This window comes from Synechococcus sp. CS-1326 (assembly GCF_025128115.1).
Classification (GTDB): domain Bacteria; phylum Cyanobacteriota; class Cyanobacteriia; order PCC-6307; family Cyanobiaceae; genus Regnicoccus.
In genome coordinates this window covers 56,264-74,861 of sequence record NZ_JAHLYV010000033.1, presented here as the reverse complement: position 1 = coordinate 74,861, position 18,598 = coordinate 56,264, and the positions used below count along the sequence as shown (strand labels likewise).

Sequence of the window (18,598 nt, the reverse complement as noted above, 5' to 3'; positions counted from 1 at the left end):
TGCCTAGAGTTGATCCTCTCCTGCCTCCGGTCTCGATGGTCCCCGCTGCCGATCCGATCGCCTCAGCCGACTTCAGCCTGGATGCTGCGGCCAAGAAAACTCTCCTGCGCAAGATTCCCCATGGCCTGTTCATCTGTGGTGTGGCCGAAGGCGATCTGGTCAACGGGTTCACCGCCAGCTGGGTCACCCAGGGCTCGTTCGAGCCCCCCCTGGTGGTGATGGCGGTGCGGGCCGACTCGACCAGTAACGGCATGATCCAGCGCAGCGGCCGCTTTTCGCTCAACGTGCTGGCGGCGGATCAGAAGGACCTGGCGGCGCTGTTCTTCAAGCCCCAGCAGGGCATCGGTGGTCGCTTTGACGCCGCCCCCTTCCAGCTCGGCCCCCTCGGCTTGCCGATCCTGGCTGACGCCCTCGGTGCCGTGGAGTGTCAGCTGGTGGGACAGGTGGCCCACGGCGACCACACCGTTTTTGTCGGCGAAGTGAAGACCGCCGTGTTGCATCGGGACGGAGCCGCCCTTGAGCTGGGCCCGACCGGCTGGCAGTACGGCGGTTGAGCACCGTCCCGCCGCTGCTGAAGGACCCCCAGCGGCTCCAGCGGCGGCTTCGGGAATTGCCGCCTGAGCCTGGCTGCTATCTGCTGCGGGACAGCGACGACCGCATCCTTTATATCGGCAAGTCGAAGAGCCTGCGCAGTCGGGTGCGCAGTTACTTCCAGTCTTCCCATGACCTGAGCCCGCGGATCGGCCTGATGGTCCGTCAGGTCTGTGAGATCGAATTCATCGTCACCGACAGCGAAGCCGAGGCCCTGGCCCTGGAGTCGAACCTGATCAAGGCCCACCAGCCGCACTTCAACGTGCTGCTCAAGGACGACAAGAAATATCCCTATCTCTGCATCACCTGGAGCGAGGCCTATCCCCGCATCTTCATCACCCGAAGGCGTCGGCTGCGCAGTCCGCTCGACCGGTTCTACGGCCCCTACGTGGATGTGGGGCTGTTGCGCCGCACCCTTTTTCTGGTCAAGCGGGTGTTCCCCCTGCGCCAGAGGCCCCAGCCGCTCTACCGCGATCGCACCTGCCTGAACTTCGACATCGGCCGTTGTCCAGGGGTGTGCCAGGAGAAGGTGACCCCCGAGGCCTACCAGCAGATTCTGCGCAAGGTGGCCATGGTGTTCCAGGGGCGGAGCGACGAGCTGGTGCAGCTGCTGACGGCCCAGATGGAGAAGTTGGCCGGTCGACTCGATTTCGAGCAGGCGGCCCGGATCCGTGACCAGCTCCAGGGCCTCGAGCAGCTCACCGCTGACCAGAAGATGACCCTGCCGGATGCGTCGGTTTCCCGGGACGTGCTGGCCCTGGCCGCCGACCAGCGGGTGGCGGCGGTGCAGCTGTTTCAGATGCGGGCCGGCAAGCTGGTCGGCCGGCTCGGCTACACCGCCGATGCCACGATCGCGGCACCCGGCGAGATTCTTCAGCGCGTGCTCGAGGAGCATTACAGCCAGGTGGAACCCGTGGAGATTCCGCCCGAGGTGCTGGTCCAGCATCCGCTGCCCCGTCAGGCACTGGTGGAGGAATGGTTGAGTGAGCGACGGGGTCGCCGGGTCAGGCTGCTCCATCCCCAGCGGCAACAGAAGGCAGAGCTGATCGAGCTGGTGGAGCGCAATGCCGGCTTCGAGCTGGCCCGCGCCCAGCGCAGCGCCGAGCAGCACCAGCTGGCCACGGAGGATCTGGCCCAGCTGCTTGATCTGCCCCAGCCGCCCCGCCGGGTCGAGGGTTACGACATCAGCCACATCCAGGGCAGCGACGCGGTGGCTTCCCAGGTGGTGTTCGTTGATGGCCTGCCGGCCAAGCAGCACTATCGCAAGTACCGCATTCAGAGCAGCAGCATCCGTGCCGGCCATTCCGACGACTTCATGGCCATGGCCGAGATCATGCGACGGCGCTTTCGGCGCTGGTCCCAGGCCAAGGCGGCAGGCGCTGACCTCACCGCGCTGCGCCGGACGGCTGACACCGCCCTCCACACCGATGGGCTCAATGACTGGCCCGATCTGGTCATGATCGATGGCGGCAAAGGGCAGCTCTCAGCTGTGATGGAGGCCCTGCGGGAACTGGATCTGCACGAGGAACTGGTGGTCTGCTCGCTGGCCAAGCAGCGGGAGGAGGTTTTCCTGCCTGGCGCCAGTGAACCGCTCGAGAGCGAACCGGACCAGCTGGGGGTGCTGCTGCTGCGGAGGTTGCGTGATGAGGCCCACCGCTTCGCCGTCGGCTTCCATCGCCAGCAGCGTGGCGAGCGGATGAAACGCTCCCGCCTCTCCGACATTCCTGGGCTCGGACCGAAGCGGGTGAAGGAGCTGCTGGGCCATTTCCGTTCGATCGACGCCATCCAGCTGGCCAGTCCAGCGCAGATCAGCGCCGCGCCGGGAGTGGGCCCAGCCCTGGCCCGGCAGATCTGGGCCTATTTCCATCCCGAGGAGGATGGCCCGCCGGATCCGCCCCCAGCTGTCGCTCAGACCCCGATCCAGCCAGCCACGGCGGAATCCGTGCTCTTAGTTTGAGGAGCCCCAGCTTCTTGCCGTGATGATGGCCCTGGCCCTGCCACCGGAGGCCTACCTCTGGTTCAAGACCCTTCACATCGTCGGGGTGGTGGTGTGGTTCGCAGGGCTGTTCTATCTGGTCCGGTTGTTCATCTATCACGTCGAGGCGGAGAGCCTCGAGGAGCCGGTTCGCAGCGCTTTCCAGACCCAGTACGCCCTGATGGAGCGACGCCTGGCCAACATCATCACCACTCCGGGCATGGTGGTGGCCGTGCTGATGGCCGTGGGCCTGCTGATCGCTCAGCCGCTGTGGTTGAAACAGGGCTGGATGCACGTCAAGCTGGCCGTGGTGCTGGTTCTGCTGGCCTATCACGGCTTCTGTTACCGGTTGATGGCCCAGTTGCGGCAAGGAAACTGCCAGTGGAGTGGCCGCCAGTTGCGGGCCCTCAATGAGCTTCCCACCTTGATTCTGGTGCTTGTGGTGATGCTGGTGGTGTTCAAGGGCCAGTTCCCAACCGGTGGGGCCACCTGGTTTCTGGTGGCACTGGTGGTGGCGATGGCTGGCTCGATCCAGTTCTATGCACGCTGGCGCCGACTTCACGCCACACCGTCCAGCCTGGAATCGGAGGCCCTGGCCAATGGTGGTTGACCATCCCCTGGCCAGGGTTCTGGAAGCTGTCGATTCGAGCAGTTGTCCGGAGCGGCTCAACTTCCACTGCCACACGCTCTGCAGCGACGGCAGCCTGGCTCCCGAAGAGCTGGCCGAGCAGGCGATCCTGTTGGGGCTTGATCACTTCGCGGTCACCGATCACCACAGCGCCAGGGCCTTCCTGCCGGTGCAGCGCCATCTGGATCGTCAGCAGCGGCAGGGCCGCCGCGTGCCCCGCCTCTGGAGCGGTGTGGAAATCAGTTGTCTGCTGGAGGGCTGCCTGGTGCACGTGCTCGGCCTTGGCTTCGAGCACGACCATCCCGCCCTGGCGCCCTATCTGGAGGGTCGTGCCGTGGTCGGTCCGGCTCTCCAGGCCGGCGCTGTCTGTCGGGCGATTCAAACCTCGGGCGGCCTGGCCCTGCTGGCCCATCCGGCTCGTTATCGCCTGCCCCACCAGCCTTTGATCACGGCCGCCGCCGCCCTGGGTTTCGATGGGGCCGAAGCCTTCTATGACTACGAGCAGAAGGCACGCTGGCAAGCCAGTCCAGGCATCTGTCATTCGATCGCCGCCCAGCTGAGCCGCCTCGGTCTGCTGAGCAGTTGCGGTACTGATACCCATGGTCTGCAGCTCCAGGGTCGCTAAGCTTGAAACCAGGTTTCGGTTTCCTAACCATGGGTCTGCTTGATCGTCTGCTCGGCACCGGCGCCAACAGCGGAGACTTCTCCTCAAAGAAGCCCAAAGCTGAGCCAGCCGCCAAGAAAGACACTGCCAGCTTCTTCCTCGATGCCGATGCTTCCGGCACCCTCGGCAACGTCGATTACATGCGGCGTCCTTACACGATTCGCCACACCTTTCCCGGCAACGCCGACAGCCCCGGTCAGAAGGAGATCATTCAGCAGGTTGATTCCATGGAGGCGAGGGTCGAGTCCGCTTCGGCCGCGTTGACCACACCGGCTGCCGGCAAAGCGGCCAAGGGTCTCAACAGTGGCGTGCCCAAACCAGTGAAGAAAACGTTTGCAGAAAAGCTCAGCTCCTCCGAGCTCAGCCGCCGCCTGAGAGGATCCACGGCCACTGGAGTGAACTCCCAGGCCGGCGAGATCAGCCCCCGCACGGCCAGCAGCGGATCACCCGATGCCCAGTCCCAGGTTGCTCAACAATCAGGAAAACCAGGCACGATCGATCCGTTCAAGTCGATGGCCCGCGACATCATCAGCTGAGCGGCAGGGGTTTTTGGCGGCCAGGCGATCGGGCTGCCCCTGGTGGAAGGCATTCAGGCCTCCACCAGGGATTCGCTGCTCAACACCAGTTGCTTCAGGTGATTCAGCTGGTCTGGGTCAGCACCTTCCCACAGCCCCCGGTGATGGGCTTCGAGCAGGCGTTCGGCCATGTCCCGCAGGGCCCAGGGATTGGATCTGCGCAGCATCTGGAGGGTTGATTCGCTCTGAAGCCAGGTCTGGCAGATCGCCCCATAACTCCAGTCCGGTACCCGGCCGGTGCTGGCGTCGTAGGCAAACAGGTAGTCGAGGCTGGCTGCCATCTCGAAAGCCCCCTTGTAGCCGTGGGCCTTCATCCCCTCGATCCAGCGCGGATTGAGCACGCGGGAGCGCAGCACCTTGTCGAGCTCCCGCTCCAGCCGATGCAGGCGGGGACGTTGATGGCGGGAATGGTCACCGAACCAGAGCTCCGGGGCCGTGCCACGCACCCGCTCGGTGGCGGCGCTGAGGCCGCCCTGAAATTGGTAGTAGTCATCGGAGTCGAGCAGGTCATGTTCCCTGTTGTCCTGGTTGTGCAGCACAACCTGCACCTGGCGGAGCCGCTCCTCCAGTCCGCTCCGGTCGGCGATCGCCTCGCAGCCTCCCTGGCTCAGGTTTTCGTAGCGCCAGCCGCTCCACTGCAGGAAGGCCTCCCCCAGGTCGCTGCGGTCTTCCCACTGACCACTGTCGATCAGACCCTGCAGGCCAGCCCCATAGGCGCCTGGGGCTGAGCCGTAGACCCTGGCGGAATGTCCCTCCCGCCTGGCACTGGCGGCCAGGGGATTGTCCTGCTCGGATTCGTCCAGGGCCGCCAGCATCGCCGTGGCCTGATTCATCCAGCCGACCAGCTGGGGAAAAGCGTCCCGGAACAGGCCGGAGATTCGCAGGGTCACGTCGACCCGCGGTCGCCCCAGCAGGCTCAGTGGAATCACCTCCAGTCCCACCATGCGTCGGGTCGGGCCATCCCAGACGGGGCGCACCCCCATCAGGGCCAGGGCCTGGCCGATGTCTTCACCGCCGTTGCGCATGGTGGCCGTCCCCCAGACCGAGAGAGCAAGGTGGCTCAGGTCTTCGCCCTGCTCCTGCAGATGGAGATCGAGCAACAGTTCGGCGCTGCGCCGGCCCAGGTCCCAGGCGGCTTCCGTGGGCAAACCACGCAGATCGACGCTGTAGAAGTTCCGGCCGGTCGGGAGCAGGTCCGGCCGGCCACGGGTCGGAGCGCCCGAGGGACCGGCGGCAATCCGCTCGCCGGCGACGCCGGCCAGGAAGGAACGGCGTTCCGCTTCACCGCAGGCCAGCAGGTTCGGCAGCAGGGTGAGGCAAACCCGCTCCAGCACTGAGGCGGTGATCGGGCCGGGAAGATCCGGCAGGTCGGAGGGAACCATGCCCTCCAGCAGGGCGCTGACCAGGCTCAGGGCAAGCCGTTCCAGGATCGCGACCCCATCGCCGGCGCAGCGCAGAGCGGCCTCCGGGGCGCCGTCGGCAGTCCCACCGGGGAGTGGTGTCAGCTTCCGTTGGTCTGCGGGGCTGAGCGGAGCCTGGTCCGAATCAGACCAGGGATCGAGGTCGAGGTCCAGATCCAGGCCGATGGCCTGGGTCAGGCCAGGGCCAGCGGCCAGCGGGGGTCGGGCCAGGCACAGCAGCAGTTCCGCCAGCGGTGCGGCAGCGGGCAAGGCGCCGAAGGTGTGCAGCCCCGTGCGGATCTGGGCTTCCTTGAGCTCGCACAGATAACCATCCGCCGCCTCCAGCCTCGCCTCGAGGTTGCTGAGCTGTGAGTTGTCCGCTGGCGGCAGGGCAATCGCTTCGAGTTGCTCCACCAGCCGCCGCCGCAAAGGCTCCAGCCGTGCCGAACCGAGCTGGCGGGCTTCCCAGTATTCGTCGAGCAGCACTTCGAGCTGCAGAAGCGGACCATGCAGTCCTGCCCGGGCCAGGGGCGGGGTGAGGTGATCGAGAATCACGGCCTGGGCGCGGCGTTTGGCCTGGGAGCCTTCCCCAGGGTCATTGACGATGAAGGGATACAGGTGGGGCATCGGCCCCAGCGCCCATTCCGGGAAGCAGTGGTCGGAGAGACCAAGCCCCTTGCCGGGCAGCCATTCGAGGTTGCCGTGCTTGCCGACGTGCACCATCAGCTGGCAACCGGCCGACTGTCGCAGCCAGAGGTACTGGGCCAGGTAGGCGTGGGTGGGGGGCAGATCAGGGGAGTGGTAGTGAAGGCCTGGGTCGCGGTCATAGCCGCGCTCCGGCTGGATCAGTACCACCACCGAACCAAAGCGAAGGCCCCGAATGGGAAACCCCGGGCCGGCCGCTGTGGCCTCCAGGCCTTCATCCCCTCCTGGGGACCCCCAGCGGGCCTCCAGCTGGGCCCTGCCAGCGGCCGGCAGCGTGTGATACCAGGCCAGATAGATGGCCAGTGGCAGATGATCGAGGGCGGGCCTGTGGCTGCTCTCCGGGTCATTGGTGCGGCCGGCCAGCAGCCGCTCGATCAGGGCGTCGCCTCCAGCGGGCAGGGGCCCGGTACCGAGATCGTGGCCGCTCTCCTGCAGCCAGCCCAGCATCAGGGCAGTGCTGGCCGGGGTATCGAGGCCGACACCATTGGCGACGCGGCTGTTGCGGGTGGGGTAGTTGGCCAGCACCAGAGCCAGCCGTCGCCGACTGGCCGGGGTCCGGCGCAGCTCCACCCAGCCCTTCACCAGCTGGGCGATCCAGTCGAGTCGTTCGGGGTCCGGCCGGTAGTGGTGGATCGCGGTGGTGAGCTGATCGTCGGCCCGAACAAGCTCCTTGAACGCTCCGACGCGGCTCGTGATCCGGCCATCCAGTTCGGGCAGAGCCACCTGAAGGCTGAGGTCGAGGGGATTGAGGCCGATGCTGCTCTGCTGCCAGTGCTGACGGCTCTGGGTGCTGCAGAGCAGTTGCACCACCGGCACGTTCAGGGATTCCCACAGCGGCGCCCCCAGCCCGGCCTCCTCGAACTGAACCGAGGCGAAGGAGGTGGCGCAGAGCACCGCCTCGACGCTTTCGCGCCGCAGCAGGTCGCTCACCCCCCGCTGCACGCCGAGATCCCGCAGCCCACTCACCCAGAGGGCCCTGGGACAGAGCCCCAGGTTGCGCAGGGCAATCAGGCTGGCTTCCACCAGCCCGGTGTCGCCCGCCTGGTACTGGGCTCGATACAACACCAGTCCGACCCGCGGCCCCGGTTCATCCCGCCAGTCATGGGGAAGAGGATCGGCCAGGGGCACGAGCTGCGGCGGCTGAACGGGTTCGGCGTTGATCAGGCAGTGCAGGCTGGTGAGCACCCGGCGCAGGTTCTCCTCTCCCCCCTCCCGCAGGCAACGGGCGATCGCGGTGGTCAGTGCTGCGCAAACCGTGCCCAGGCTGGCCAGGGAATCTTCTTCTTCAGCCGTGCCGGCAACCACCAGCAACTGTCGCCCGGCCGCTGCTTCCGCCCAGGCCCGCCATCGCTCCAGTCCGTAGCTCCAGTGTCCCCGGCCGCCCAGCAGGCGGATCAGCACCAGTCGGGTCTCCCCCATGCTGGTGGCCAGGTAGTGATCGATGGCTGCCGGGTGCTGCAGAGCAGCCAGGTTCAGGCCCCGCACCTGCGTGCCGGGCAGATCAGGCTCCCGCGCCAACAGATCGGCCAGGGCCTGCAGATCGCTGTCGGCACTGGTCAACCACAAGAGCGGAGCCGATGGTTGCTCGACCAGAAGTGATCCTTCGACCGGATCCGATTGGCCGGGAATGGAGGCAAGCCGGTGCATCACCCCATCTTCGGCCCTGGCGGTGAGAAGATCGGCCGGGGCCTCTGGTCGCCACTACCTGCCTCGCCGCCACACCACGCCGTTCCGCATGCACCAGTTCCTTCCCTATGCCTGGTTCGGTGGCCGCTGTGTGCCGTTCGCTGAAGCCACGATCTCAGTGGCCACCCATGCGCTGCACTACGGCACCGGAGCGTTCGGTGGCATGAGGGCCCTGCCCAACCCCACCGATCCGGGCGAGATCCTTCTGTTCCGGGCGGATCGCCATGCCCGCCGCCTCAGCCAGAGCGCCCGGCTGCTGCTCACCGATCTGCCCGAGAGCACGATCCATGGGGCGATCGAGCAATTCCTCCAGGCCAATCGACCGACAACTCCGATCTATCTTCGTCCATTTGTTTATACCAGCGACCTGGGCATCGCCCCCCGTCTGCATGACATTGAGACCGATTTTCTGATCTATGGCATCGAGCTCGGCGATTATCTCTCTCCCGATGGAGTGAGCTGTCGTTTCAGCAGCTGGTGCCGCCAGGAGGATCGCTCCTTGCCCCTGCGCGGCAAGATCAGTGGTGCCTACATCACCAGCTCCCTGGCCAAGACCGAAGCCGTGCAGAGCGGTTTCGATGAGGCGTTGCTGCTCAACAGCCGCGGCAAGGTGAGCGAGGCCAGTGGGATGAACCTGTTCATCGTTCGTGATGGTGTGCTGATCACCCCGAGCGTTGATCAGGACATCCTTGAAGGAATCACCCGGGCCAGCATCCTGGAACTGGCCCGCGACATCGGCATTCCCACCCTTGAGCGCGCCGTCGACAAGACCGAGCTGCTGGTGGCTGATGAGGTGTTTCTCAGTGGCACCGCCGCCCGGGTCACGCCGGTGCGGCGGATCGAAAGCACCGATCTGCCGAGCGAACGTCCCGTGATGGCGCTGTTGCGGGATCGGCTCACCGCCATCACCCAGGGTTTCGATCCCGCCTACGACCACTGGGTCAGCCGTGTTCGATTGCTGGCCTGAGGCTCCACATCTTCCGGGTTTGACCGGTGATGATGGCCCCACTACAGCGGGAACGGGGTTGATGGGAACAGTGGTTGAGCGGGCGGCCGAACCGACGGTGCGGACGATGAGTTTTCTCGAGCGTCTCCATTCCCCGGAGCGGCCCGTACTGGTGTTCGACGGAGCCACAGGCACCTCCCTGCAGCAGATGGATCTCAGCGCCGAAGACTTCGGCGGGGCTGCTCTGGAGGGCTGCAACGAGAACCTGGTGTTCACCCGCCCGGATGCTGTCCAGGCGGTGCATCGCCTCTTCCTTGAGGCTGGCTGCGATGTGATCGAGACCGACACCTTCGGCGCAGCCTCGATCGTGCTCGTGGAATACGAGCTTCAGGATCAGGCCTTCGCCATCAACAAGCGAGCGGCTGAGCTGGCCAAGCAGGTGGCCAGCGAATACAGCACGCCGGAGAAGCCCCGTTATGTGGCCGGTTCGATCGGACCGACCACCAAGTTGCCCACACTTGGGCACATCAGCTTCGATGAGATGAAGGCGGCATTTCAGGAGCAGGCGGAGGGATTGCTGGCTGGTGATGTTGATCTGTTCATCGTTGAAACCTGCCAGGACGTGCTCCAGATCAAGGCGGCGCTGCAGGGGATCGAAGCGGCCTTCAGTGTCAGCGGTGAACGGCGTCCACTGATGGTTTCCGTGACGGTGGAGGCCACCGGCACGATGCTGGTGGGCTCCGACATCGCTGCGGTGGTGGCGATCCTGGAGCCGTTTGCGATCGATATCCTCGGTCTCAACTGCGCCACTGGACCTGAACAGATGAAGGAGCATGTTCGCTATCTCAGTGAGCACAGCCCCTTTGTGGTGAGCTGCATTCCGAATGCCGGCCTGCCCGAGAATGTGGGCGGTGTGGCCCACTACCGCCTCACCCCGGTGGAGATGAAGATGCAATTGATGCACTTCGTCGAGGATCTCGGCGTGCAGGTGATCGGTGGTTGCTGCGGTACCACCCCGGCCCATATCGGAGCCCTGGCTGAGCTGGCCAGCGAGCTTCACCCCAAGCCGCGCCAGGTGCGCCTTCCAGGCGAACAGATCAGCCGGCTGGCCCTCAACACCGAGCCGGCGGCGGCATCGATCTATGGCATCACTCCGTACCACCAGGACAACTCATTCCTGATCATCGGTGAGCGCCTCAATGCCAGCGGCTCCAAGAAGGTTCGAGAGTTGCTCAATGACGAAGACTGGGACGGTCTTGTCGCTCTGGCCAGGGGTCAGGTGAAGGAAAATGCCCATGTTCTTGATGTCAACGTCGATTATGTCGGCCGGGATGGCGAAAAGGACATGCACGATCTGGTCAGTCGGTTGGTCACGAATGTGAACCTGCCGCTGATGCTCGATTCCACCGAGTGGCAGAAGATGGAGGCCGGCCTCAAGGTGGCTGGTGGGAAATGCATCCTCAACTCCACCAACTATGAGGATGGCGATGAACGCTTCTTCAAGGTTCTGGAGCTTGCACGTCGCTACGGCGCGGGTGTGGTGATCGGCACCATCGACGAGGAGGGGATGGCGCGCACGGCTGAACGGAAGTTTGCGATCGCCCAGCGGGCCTACCGCGATGCGGTGGAGTTCGGCATTCCGGCCCACGAGATCTTCTACGACGCCCTTGCCCTGCCGATCTCAACGGGCATCGAGGAAGACCGCCGCAATGGCGCGGCCACGATCGAGGCGATTCGCCAGATTCGCTCCCAGCTGCCGGGAGTGCATGTGGTGCTCGGTGTGAGCAACATCAGTTTCGGCCTTTCCCCGGCCACCCGGATTGTGCTGAATTCCGTTTTTCTCCACGAATGCTGTCTGGCTGGAATGGACGCTGCCATCGTCAGCCCGGCCAAGATTCTCCCTCTCGCCAAGATCAATCCAGAAACCCAGCAGGTCTGCCTCGACCTGATCAATGATGCGCGCCGCTTCGATGGCGATGTCTGCAGTTATGACCCCCTGGCTGAACTCACCAAACTGTTCGAAGGTGTCAGCGCCAGGGAGGCGCGGGAATCCGGTCCCTCCCTCGCCGACCTGCCGGTGGAGCAGCGGCTCAGTCAGCACATCATCGATGGCGAGCGGATCGGCCTGGAGCCTGCCCTTTCAGAGGCCCTCACCACCTATCCTCCCCTCCAGATCATCAACACGTTTCTGCTGGATGGCATGAAAACCGTGGGTGAACTGTTCGGCTCAGGCCAGATGCAGCTGCCCTTCGTTCTTCAGAGCGCCGAAACGATGAAGGCGGCTGTTGCTTTCCTGGAGCCCCACATGGAGAAAGTGGAGGGGGAGCGGCGAGCCAAGGCCAAGTTCCTGATTGCCACCGTGAAGGGCGATGTTCACGATATCGGCAAGAATCTTGTTGACATCATCTTAACAAATAATGGCTATGAAGTGATCAACCTTGGCATCAAACAGCCTGTTGATGCAATCATCGATGCCCAGCGCATTCACCAGGCTGATTGCATTGCCATGAGTGGATTGCTGGTCAAGTCGACGGCCTTCATGAAAGATAATCTCCAGGCCTTCAATGAAGCCGGTATTGCCGTTCCCGTGATTCTGGGGGGGGCCGCCCTCACGCCTCGCTTTGTTAACAAGGATTGCCGCAGCGTCTACAGGGGCCAGGTGATCTACGGACGGGATGCTTTCTCCGACCTGCGGTTCATGGATGCTCTGGCCGAGGCGAAGGAAGGCGGCCACTGGGACGACATCAAAGGGTTTCTCGATGGCATTCCACCCGGTCTGGGCCTGAGCGCCGAGGCGGATTCCGCCGAGGCCGAGCCGTCTGCCGCCCAGCCGGCAGAGCCCATCCAGGTCGCCGTCGATCTCCCCCCAGCCAGCCAGGAGCGCTCCGAGGCGGTTCCGGAGCAGGAGGCGATCACCCCACCCTTCCTGGGCAGTTGCCTGCTGGATGAAACCGAGATACCGCTGGCCGAGGTTTTTGCCTACCTCGATCGCAATGCCCTGTTCGCGGGCCAATGGCAGTTACGCAAGGGCCAGGATCAGAGCCGTGAGGAGCATGACCGGATGCTGGCCGAGAAAGCCGAGCCGGTGCTGGCGGAGTGGATCAAGCGCTGCCATCAGGAGGGATTGCTGACACCGAGGGTGGCCTACGGCTACTTCCCCTGTGGGCGCGACGGCAACAGTGTGGTGGTCTTCGATCCGAGCGATTCCCGTTCCGAACTCGGACGTTTCGTTCTGCCCCGCCAGCGGGCCGGCAACCGCTACTGCATTGCCGACTTCTATCGCGACCTCGATGGTGGCCTACCCACCGATGTGCTGCCGATGCAGGCCGTCACGATGGGGGAGGTTGCCACCCGTTTCGCCAAAACCCTCTTTGCCGCCGATCGCTACACCGACTACCTCTATTTCCACGGTCTGGCGGTTCAGATGGCCGAAGCCCTGGCTGAATGGGTTCACGCCCGCATCCGCCGGGAGCTTGGCTTCGGTGACCAGGAACCCGCTGAGTTGAGGGAGGTGCTGGCCCAGCGTTACCGCGGCAGCCGGTATTCGTTCGGCTATCCGGCTTGCCCGAATGTGGCGGATTCGCGTCAGCAACTGCTCTGGCTGGAGGCCCACCGCATTGGCCTGACCATGGATGAAAGCGACCAGCTCGAACCGGAACAGAGCACCACGGCACTGGTGGCCCTGCATCCCCAGGCCCGCTATTTCAGCGCCTGAGCCGGTGGCAGGCTGGGAGAGTCCGTTCTCCCAGTCCGATGCTTCCAAACCCTTCCGCCCCCCTCGCCGGGCCTGATGGCGTCGATGCTGCCATCGCCGCCGGCCTCGACCTGGATGGCTCGCCGATCCCAGTCGCGATGCTGGCTCTCTACGAGGAGGTGATGGCCCTGGAAGCACAGAGGGCCCGCAGTGGGGTGAAGAAATCCATGCGCAACCGGGTCGTCAAGACCGGTGCCAAGCATTTCGATCAGGCGAGCCTTGATCAGCGCCTCCAGGCCGCAGGTTGGGAAGGTCTGAAGGAAAAGGAGATCGCCTTTTTCTATGGCTGATCCCCGCCGGCAGCAGATCCGCTCTGGCGCTACAGCTCCTCAAGGCTGTCGATCACCGACTGCTGAAACGCCTGCAGATCAGTGGAATCACTCAGGTCAACGCCTTCCCCAGCTGCGTTCTGGCTGAGTTCCTGAAAATGGAAAGCCCCTTCCCCATGGGCGAGGAACTCCATGGCGGAGGCTTCACCGCTCTCCTTGAAGGCGTCGAAGAGGGCAGTGAATGCGGCGTCTTCGGTGAAATCCCAGCTCATGAAGGGGTCAAGGCAGTCGGAGGGTGGAGCGGTCCAGCTTCTTCTTAGCAGCTCCGCTCCATGAGCTTTAACGCCTGCCCCCCCGAATCCGTCAACCTTCTGTGCCCGGATCAGCCCACAGTTCCGTCACAATTCAGGCTTGATGCTCTCTGCCGCCGTGGCCACTTCTGCCATTCCAGCTCCCGGGCGTTCCGTCGCCGACCAGCCGCGCAATGTGCTCGGTGAGCCCCTGGAGATCTGCGGTTGCGAGCCGCTGACCGGATGGCATCGGGACGGTTCCTGCCGCACCGATGGCAGCGATCTGGGCCGGCACACGGTCTGTTGCGTGATCAGCCAGGTGTTTCTGAGCTACAGCAGCTCCCAGGGCAATGACCTCTCCACACCGATGCCCGCCTACGGCTTCCCCGGTCTCAAGGCCGGCGACCACTGGTGCGTCTGTGCCGCCCGCTGGCTTGAGGCCCACCAGGACGGGGTGGCTCCAGCGGTGAGGCTGGAGGCCACCGAGCACACCACCCTGGAGATCATTCCGCTCGAACTGCTCAGGCAGGCGGCCCATCGGGCCTGATCCCTGCCTCCCTGGCCTCACCAGGGGATCACCGATCCATCCCAGGCCAGGAAGCGCCCACTCTGCTCAGGATTCTGGGCTTCGAGCACATCCAGCAGCTGGCGGGCACTGCGGGCCGGACTGAACAAGCGTTCCGGTGAGACGGAGGCCTGAAACGGAGCCGAAAGAGGGGTGGCGGTGGTGCCTGGGTGCAGCAGGGTGAGGCAGGCCAGGGGCAACCGACGGCGCCATTCCAGCGCCAGACAGCGCAGCATCTGGTTCTGGGCGGCCTTGGCTCCCCGATAGGCGTACCAACCTCCGAGCCGGTTGTCAGCGATGCTGCCGACCCGGGCCGAGAGGCTGGCGAACATCACCGGTTCTGCGCGAGCCAGCAGGGGCTCCAGGGCCTGGGCCAGCAGCAACGGACCGAAGGCGTTGACGGCAAAGGAGCGCTCAAGGGCGAGGCGGCTGACCTGCTGCAGGCGTTTCTCGGGCTGCAGCTTGGCCCCATGCAACAGCCCCGCAGTGTTGAACACGAGTCGCAACGACCCTGCCATGGGCTTGAGGGCCAGCGCCAGTCCGGCCAGGCTGTCATCGTCACCGAGCTCCAGGGCCAGCACCCGCTCCGGGGGGATGGTCCCGCCGTGCTCCGGCCAACGACCTGAACGATTCGTTGCCCAGAGCGTCAGCCATGGAGCCCGCGCCGACAGCTCGCCCAGGAGGGCCCGACCGATGCCGCCACAGCCCACCACCAGGGCATGGCCCCGCCACTGACGCAGCGACTCAACCGATCGCTGCCCGGGGTCCGGGCCCGGAATCGGCTCGGGTGGCACCATCAGTGAATCAGCGATCCGGAATGCCGCATGATGGCTCGATGGCAGTGCGGATCGGGGTTCTGGGTCAGGGAGCTTGGGGCAGGACCCTGGCTGCTCTGCTCCAGCGCCAGGGTCACAGGGTGGAGGTCTGGTCGCGGCGACTGCAGACGGATCCTCTCTCCCTGCTCCAGCAGCAGGATCTGATCATCTCTGCCGTGGCGATGGCCGGTGTGCCTTCCCTGGCCAGGCAGCTGGCGCCAGCCTGGCCGTGTGGCCTCCCTCTGCTGAGTGGCAGCAAAGGCATCGACATCGATCAGCTCTGCACAGCTTCCCAGCTCTGGGAGCGGAGCATCCCGGAGCTTGATTGCGTGGTGCTGAGCGGCCCGAATCTGGCCGACGAACTCGACCGGGGGCTGCCGGCGGCCAGCGTGCTGGCTTCGCGCCACCAGGCCCTGGCCAGCCGGCTGCAGCAGGAACTGAGCAGCGATTCGTTTCGGCTTTACACGAATGCCGATCCGATCGGCACGGAGCTGGCGGCCGCCCTCAAGAACGTCATGGCAGTGGCGGCGGGAATCTGCGACGGCCTCAGTCTCGGTGCCAATGCCAAGGCCTCCCTGCTCACCCGTGGCCTGGCGGAAATGGGTCGTCTGACTGCAGCCATGGGCGGGGACCCGACCACGCTGTTCGGGCTGGCCGGGCTCGGTGATCTGCTCGCCACAGCCAACAGTTCGTTGAGCCGCAACTACCGCTTCGGCCTGCTGATGGCGGAGGGAATGCCGGCCGAGCAGGCTCTGCGGCGCATCGGGGCCACGGTGGAAGGGGCGATGACCGCCGAGGCTGCCCTTGCCCTGGCGCAGCGGGGTGGCTGGAGCCTGCCGATCTGCGAGCAGGTCGTGGCCCTGATTCAGGGCCGTTCCGGCCCGCAGGCCGTGGTGCGGGCCCTGATGGAACGGGATCTCAGGCAGGAAAAGACGTGAACGCGTCGCTTCCGAGCCTGCAGATCCAGGCCTTCGCCGAACGCCCCCTGCAGGGAAACGGCGCGGCGGTGGTGCTGCTGGACCGGCCGGCCGATCCCGACTGGATGCAGGCGGTGGCTGCCATGTTCCAGCAGTCGGAGACGGCCTTTCTGCTGCCCTGGACCGATCAACAACCCGAGAGGCTGGCTCGGCCCGGCTGGGCGCTGCGCTGGTTCACGCCGAGCTGCGAGGTGCCGCTCTGTGGCCACGCCACCCTGGCGGCCACCCTGGCGCTGGAGCACTGGGGCGGCCTCCTGCCAGGGGAAGCCACCAGCCTGCTGACCAGAAGCGGCCCCCTGGCGGTGTCCGTCGGCGCCGCCGGCACGGGCACGGCGGAGCTGGTGCTGCCCTGCTCCGCTCTCGAGCCCTGCTCCCTGCCCCAGCAGCTGGGGCCACTGCTGGGGGGGGAGCCGCTTGATACCTGGCAAACCAGCCTTGGCTACTGGGTTGCGCTGCTCCCTGCCAGCGCCGATCTGATCGGCCTGGATGGCCTGGGGCTCGCCCAGTCCCTGGGCCCGGAGCTGAGTCGGGGTCTGGTGTTGATGCAGCCCACCAGCAGTTCAGGGGAAGGCCCGATTGTTCTGGGTGAACCGGCCGATTATCAGCTGCGATTCTTCGCCCCCGGCCTGGGGATCAGCGAGGACCCCGTCACCGGATCGGCCCATGCCCTGGTGGCGCCGTGGTGGTGCAAGCGCCTGGGCCGCCCTCGTGTGGTGGGGTGGCAGGCTTCGAAACAGGGCGGAGGCATGCTCTGCGAACCGCTGTCTTCCGGCATGATCCACCTGACGGGTGCGGGGCAACTGGTTTGGGATGGCGTCCTGATGACTGGCTGCGTCGAGGGCACGCCTGGCGAATGGCGGCGTTGCCTCGACGGCGGCTGAACACCCTGCTGTTCAGTGCTCCCCTGAGTGTCGTGGCGCTCGGGCTCGGCTTCATGGCCCAGTCGCTCACCCCAGCTCCTCCCCAACCGGACCGGCGGGTGCTGGATGCCCTGCTGCCGGCGGTGAGTGATCCGATCAGCAGCCAGGCCACTGACGAATCGAGCCTGGACTCGATCCAGGCCCGCCGCGCCGATGCACCCCCGCCGGCGGCCCCCCGGCTGCCGCAGGAGGAGGCCACGCTCGTGGAACCTGCCGCCGGGCAGCCCGTTGCGCTGGAGATCCGGGTGGCCCTGCTGAGCCAGGCCGGTCAGCCCACGCTCTCGGCCACCGGAGCCTGGACCCTGCGTGATGGCAACGGTGAACTCCTGCAACGGGGCCAGGCCGGCAGCCCCGTCGATCTTGCCGCTGTGGCTGGACCGGCGAATGGTCTCTGGCTTGAGACTTCGCCCTCAGAGCACCTGCTGGTCAACGGCAGGGCCTACGAGGGTCGGATGCGTCTGTTGCGGGAGTCTGGCGGGATCACGCCGGTGAATCACCTGCCGCTGGAGCGCTACCTGATGTCGGTGGTGGGAGCCGAAATGCCCAGTTCCTGGTCGATCGAAGCGCTCAAGGCCCAGGCCGTGGCCGCCCGTTCCTACGCCCTGGCCCACCTGGCCAGGCCAGCCGATCCCCATTTCCATCTTGGTGACACCACCCGCTGGCAGGCCTATCGAGGCCTGGCGTCGGTCTCCTCCCGCACGTCCGAGGCGGTGAAGCGCACCACCGGTCTGATCCTCAGCTACCAGGGAGGCATCGTTGAAAGCCTCTATGCCGCCAACAGCCAGATCACCCTGGAGGCCCACGGCCATCTCGGCGCCAGCATGAGCCAGGAAGGAGCGCAGCAGCTCGCCTTGCAGGGGCTCCGCTACAACCAGATCCTGGGCCGCTACTACCAGGGGGCCTCCCTGGCAAGGCTGCAGATCGGTGCCAGGAACTGAAGGACGGATCTGGAGGGCGGCCCTGGAGCGCAGCGCCCAGGCCCGTCGGGACGGCAGCCTGGTCCCCCTGGTCACCAGCCTGATCAAGCCCGAGGGCTGGGAGCCCTTTCAGCTCCGTCAGCTCTGCTCCGCCACCCCCAAGCACCTGCTTGAGCCAGGTCCCCGTGCCAATCCATTCCTGCCCTGGGAAACCTCCCTTGAGGTGCAGCGGCTCGGTGATTCTCATCTGCTTCTTCTGAACAAGTACCCGGTGCAGCCCGGTCATCTGCTGCTGATCACCCAGAGCTGGGCTCCCCAGGCCGGTTGGCTGGACGCTTCGGACTGGTCTTCGATGGTTGCAGTTGCCGCCGACACCAGCGGACTCTGGTTCTTCAACAGTTGCGCTGAAGCCGGTGCGAGTCAGCCGCACCGCCATCTCCAGCTGCTGCCCCGCCATCGGGGTGAGCCGGCCTGCCCCCTCGAACCGGCGCTCAGAGCCCAGCTGGAGGCCCGGGCCCAACCCTGGCCCTGGCCCTACCGCCTCAGCCGCAGGCGGCCCCACGAGGATCAGCATGCCCTCGCTGCCCACTACCACCGCCAGGCGTCAGCCCTCGGCCTGGGAGACCCCCGCACCTCCGACCGCCCCCTTCACCCGTACAACCTGCTCATCAGTGATGACTGGTTCCTGATGATCCGGCGGCGGCGTGAGCGGGTGGCGGGATTCAGTGTCAACGCCCTTGGTTTTGCCGGCTATCTCCTGCTGACCAGGCGGGCCGAGCTGTCCTGGCTCAGGCAGCACGGACCTTGGGCCCTGCTGGAGGAGGTTGCCGCCACGGTTCCGTGATTCCACGGTTGCCAGGGGATGGATGACGGGCTCTTTCTGGAAAAGGAGCAGCGCTTGCCGCGCTCCGAACGCCTTTC

The 18,598-nt window shown here is 65.6% G+C and carries 16 protein-coding genes; 13 read left to right on the top strand and 3 right to left on the bottom strand.

All coding sequences use genetic code 11. The annotated features are described in order from the left end of the window. Positions 1-35: 35 nt before the first annotated feature. The 5 genes from KQ307_RS13270 to KQ307_RS13250 are packed head-to-tail and all read left to right on the top strand — an operon-like array spanning position 36 to position 4,394. Positions 36-554: a flavin reductase family protein gene (locus KQ307_RS13270; protein ID WP_259703248.1), complete on the top strand. Its 519-nt coding sequence runs from the start codon at positions 36-38 to the stop codon at positions 552-554. Then, positions 551-2,548: an excinuclease ABC subunit UvrC gene (uvrC, locus tag KQ307_RS13265; RefSeq protein ID WP_259728233.1), complete on the top strand. Its 1,998-nt coding sequence runs from the start codon at positions 551-553 to the stop codon at positions 2,546-2,548. Before KQ307_RS13270 ends, uvrC begins: the two co-directional genes overlap by 4 nt. Before the next feature lie 25 nt (positions 2,549-2,573). Continuing rightward, a complete protein-coding gene (hemJ, locus tag KQ307_RS13260) occupies positions 2,574-3,176 on the top strand; it encodes a protoporphyrinogen oxidase HemJ (protein ID WP_259703321.1) in 603 nt (200 codons plus the stop codon). Further along, entirely contained in the window at positions 3,166-3,819 is a 654-nt protein-coding gene (locus KQ307_RS13255) for a PHP domain-containing protein (RefSeq protein WP_259703250.1), read from the top strand. Before hemJ ends, KQ307_RS13255 begins: the two co-directional genes overlap by 11 nt. A gap of 29 nt (positions 3,820-3,848) precedes the next feature. Continuing rightward, positions 3,849-4,394, top strand: a complete 546-nt coding sequence (locus KQ307_RS13250; protein WP_259703251.1) for a hypothetical protein — start codon at positions 3,849-3,851, stop codon at positions 4,392-4,394. A gap of 53 nt (positions 4,395-4,447) precedes the next feature. Here the strand turns inward: KQ307_RS13250 and cobN are convergent, their stop codons facing one another. Next, on the bottom strand, positions 4,448-8,185 hold the full coding sequence (gene cobN / locus KQ307_RS13245) for a cobaltochelatase subunit CobN (RefSeq protein ID WP_259728232.1): 3,738 nt from the start codon (positions 8,183-8,185) through the stop codon (positions 4,448-4,450). A gap of 88 nt (positions 8,186-8,273) precedes the next feature. Here cobN and KQ307_RS13240 point away from each other — a divergent pair, with 88 nt between their 5' ends. The 3 genes from KQ307_RS13240 (at position 8,274) to KQ307_RS13230 (ending at position 13,214) form a co-directional block, all read left to right on the top strand. Continuing rightward, positions 8,274-9,191, top strand: coding sequence for a branched-chain amino acid transaminase (locus KQ307_RS13240; RefSeq protein ID WP_259703322.1), 918 nt, complete (start codon positions 8,274-8,276; stop codon positions 9,189-9,191). A 61-nt stretch (positions 9,192-9,252) separates the two neighbouring features. Next, a complete protein-coding gene (metH, locus tag KQ307_RS13235) occupies positions 9,253-12,885 on the top strand; it encodes a methionine synthase (RefSeq protein WP_259703253.1) in 3,633 nt (1,210 codons plus the stop codon). A 38-nt stretch (positions 12,886-12,923) separates the two neighbouring features. Further along, entirely contained in the window at positions 12,924-13,214 is a 291-nt protein-coding gene (locus tag KQ307_RS13230; protein ID WP_259728231.1) for a DUF4090 family protein, read from the top strand. Positions 13,215-13,243: 29 nt separating this feature from the next. Here KQ307_RS13230 and KQ307_RS13225 read toward each other — a convergent pair whose 3' ends face one another. Then, positions 13,244-13,465, bottom strand: a complete 222-nt coding sequence (locus tag KQ307_RS13225) for a hypothetical protein (RefSeq protein WP_259703255.1) — start codon at positions 13,463-13,465, stop codon at positions 13,244-13,246. A gap of 142 nt (positions 13,466-13,607) precedes the next feature. Here KQ307_RS13225 and KQ307_RS13220 point away from each other — a divergent pair, with 142 nt between their 5' ends. Then, positions 13,608-14,030, top strand: a complete 423-nt coding sequence (locus KQ307_RS13220) for a DUF2237 family protein (protein WP_259728230.1) — start codon at positions 13,608-13,610, stop codon at positions 14,028-14,030. A gap of 17 nt (positions 14,031-14,047) precedes the next feature. Here the strand turns inward: KQ307_RS13220 and KQ307_RS13215 are convergent, their stop codons facing one another. Continuing rightward, positions 14,048-14,845 (bottom strand): SDR family NAD(P)-dependent oxidoreductase, encoded by a 798-nt coding sequence (locus tag KQ307_RS13215; protein ID WP_259728229.1) that lies wholly within the window; start codon positions 14,843-14,845, stop codon positions 14,048-14,050. 38 nt (positions 14,846-14,883) lie between these two features. Between KQ307_RS13215 and KQ307_RS13210 the strand changes: the two genes are divergently transcribed. The 4 genes from KQ307_RS13210 to KQ307_RS13195 are packed head-to-tail and all read left to right on the top strand — an operon-like array spanning position 14,884 to position 18,521. Further along, on the top strand, positions 14,884-15,801 hold the full coding sequence (locus tag KQ307_RS13210) for an NAD(P)H-dependent glycerol-3-phosphate dehydrogenase (RefSeq protein ID WP_259728228.1): 918 nt from the start codon (positions 14,884-14,886) through the stop codon (positions 15,799-15,801). Beyond that, positions 15,798-16,721 (top strand): PhzF family phenazine biosynthesis protein, encoded by a 924-nt coding sequence (locus KQ307_RS13205; protein WP_259728227.1) that lies wholly within the window; start codon positions 15,798-15,800, stop codon positions 16,719-16,721. Before KQ307_RS13210 ends, KQ307_RS13205 begins: the two co-directional genes overlap by 4 nt. Next, positions 16,694-17,698 (top strand): SpoIID/LytB domain-containing protein, encoded by a 1,005-nt coding sequence (locus tag KQ307_RS13200; RefSeq protein ID WP_259728226.1) that lies wholly within the window; start codon positions 16,694-16,696, stop codon positions 17,696-17,698. The genes KQ307_RS13205 and KQ307_RS13200 overlap by 28 nt, the downstream gene beginning before the upstream one ends. Further along, complete coding sequence (locus KQ307_RS13195; RefSeq protein ID WP_259728225.1) at positions 17,685-18,521, top strand: ATP adenylyltransferase; 837 nt, start codon at positions 17,685-17,687, stop codon at positions 18,519-18,521. The genes KQ307_RS13200 and KQ307_RS13195 overlap by 14 nt, the downstream gene beginning before the upstream one ends. The last annotated feature ends 77 nt before the right edge of the window (positions 18,522-18,598 follow it).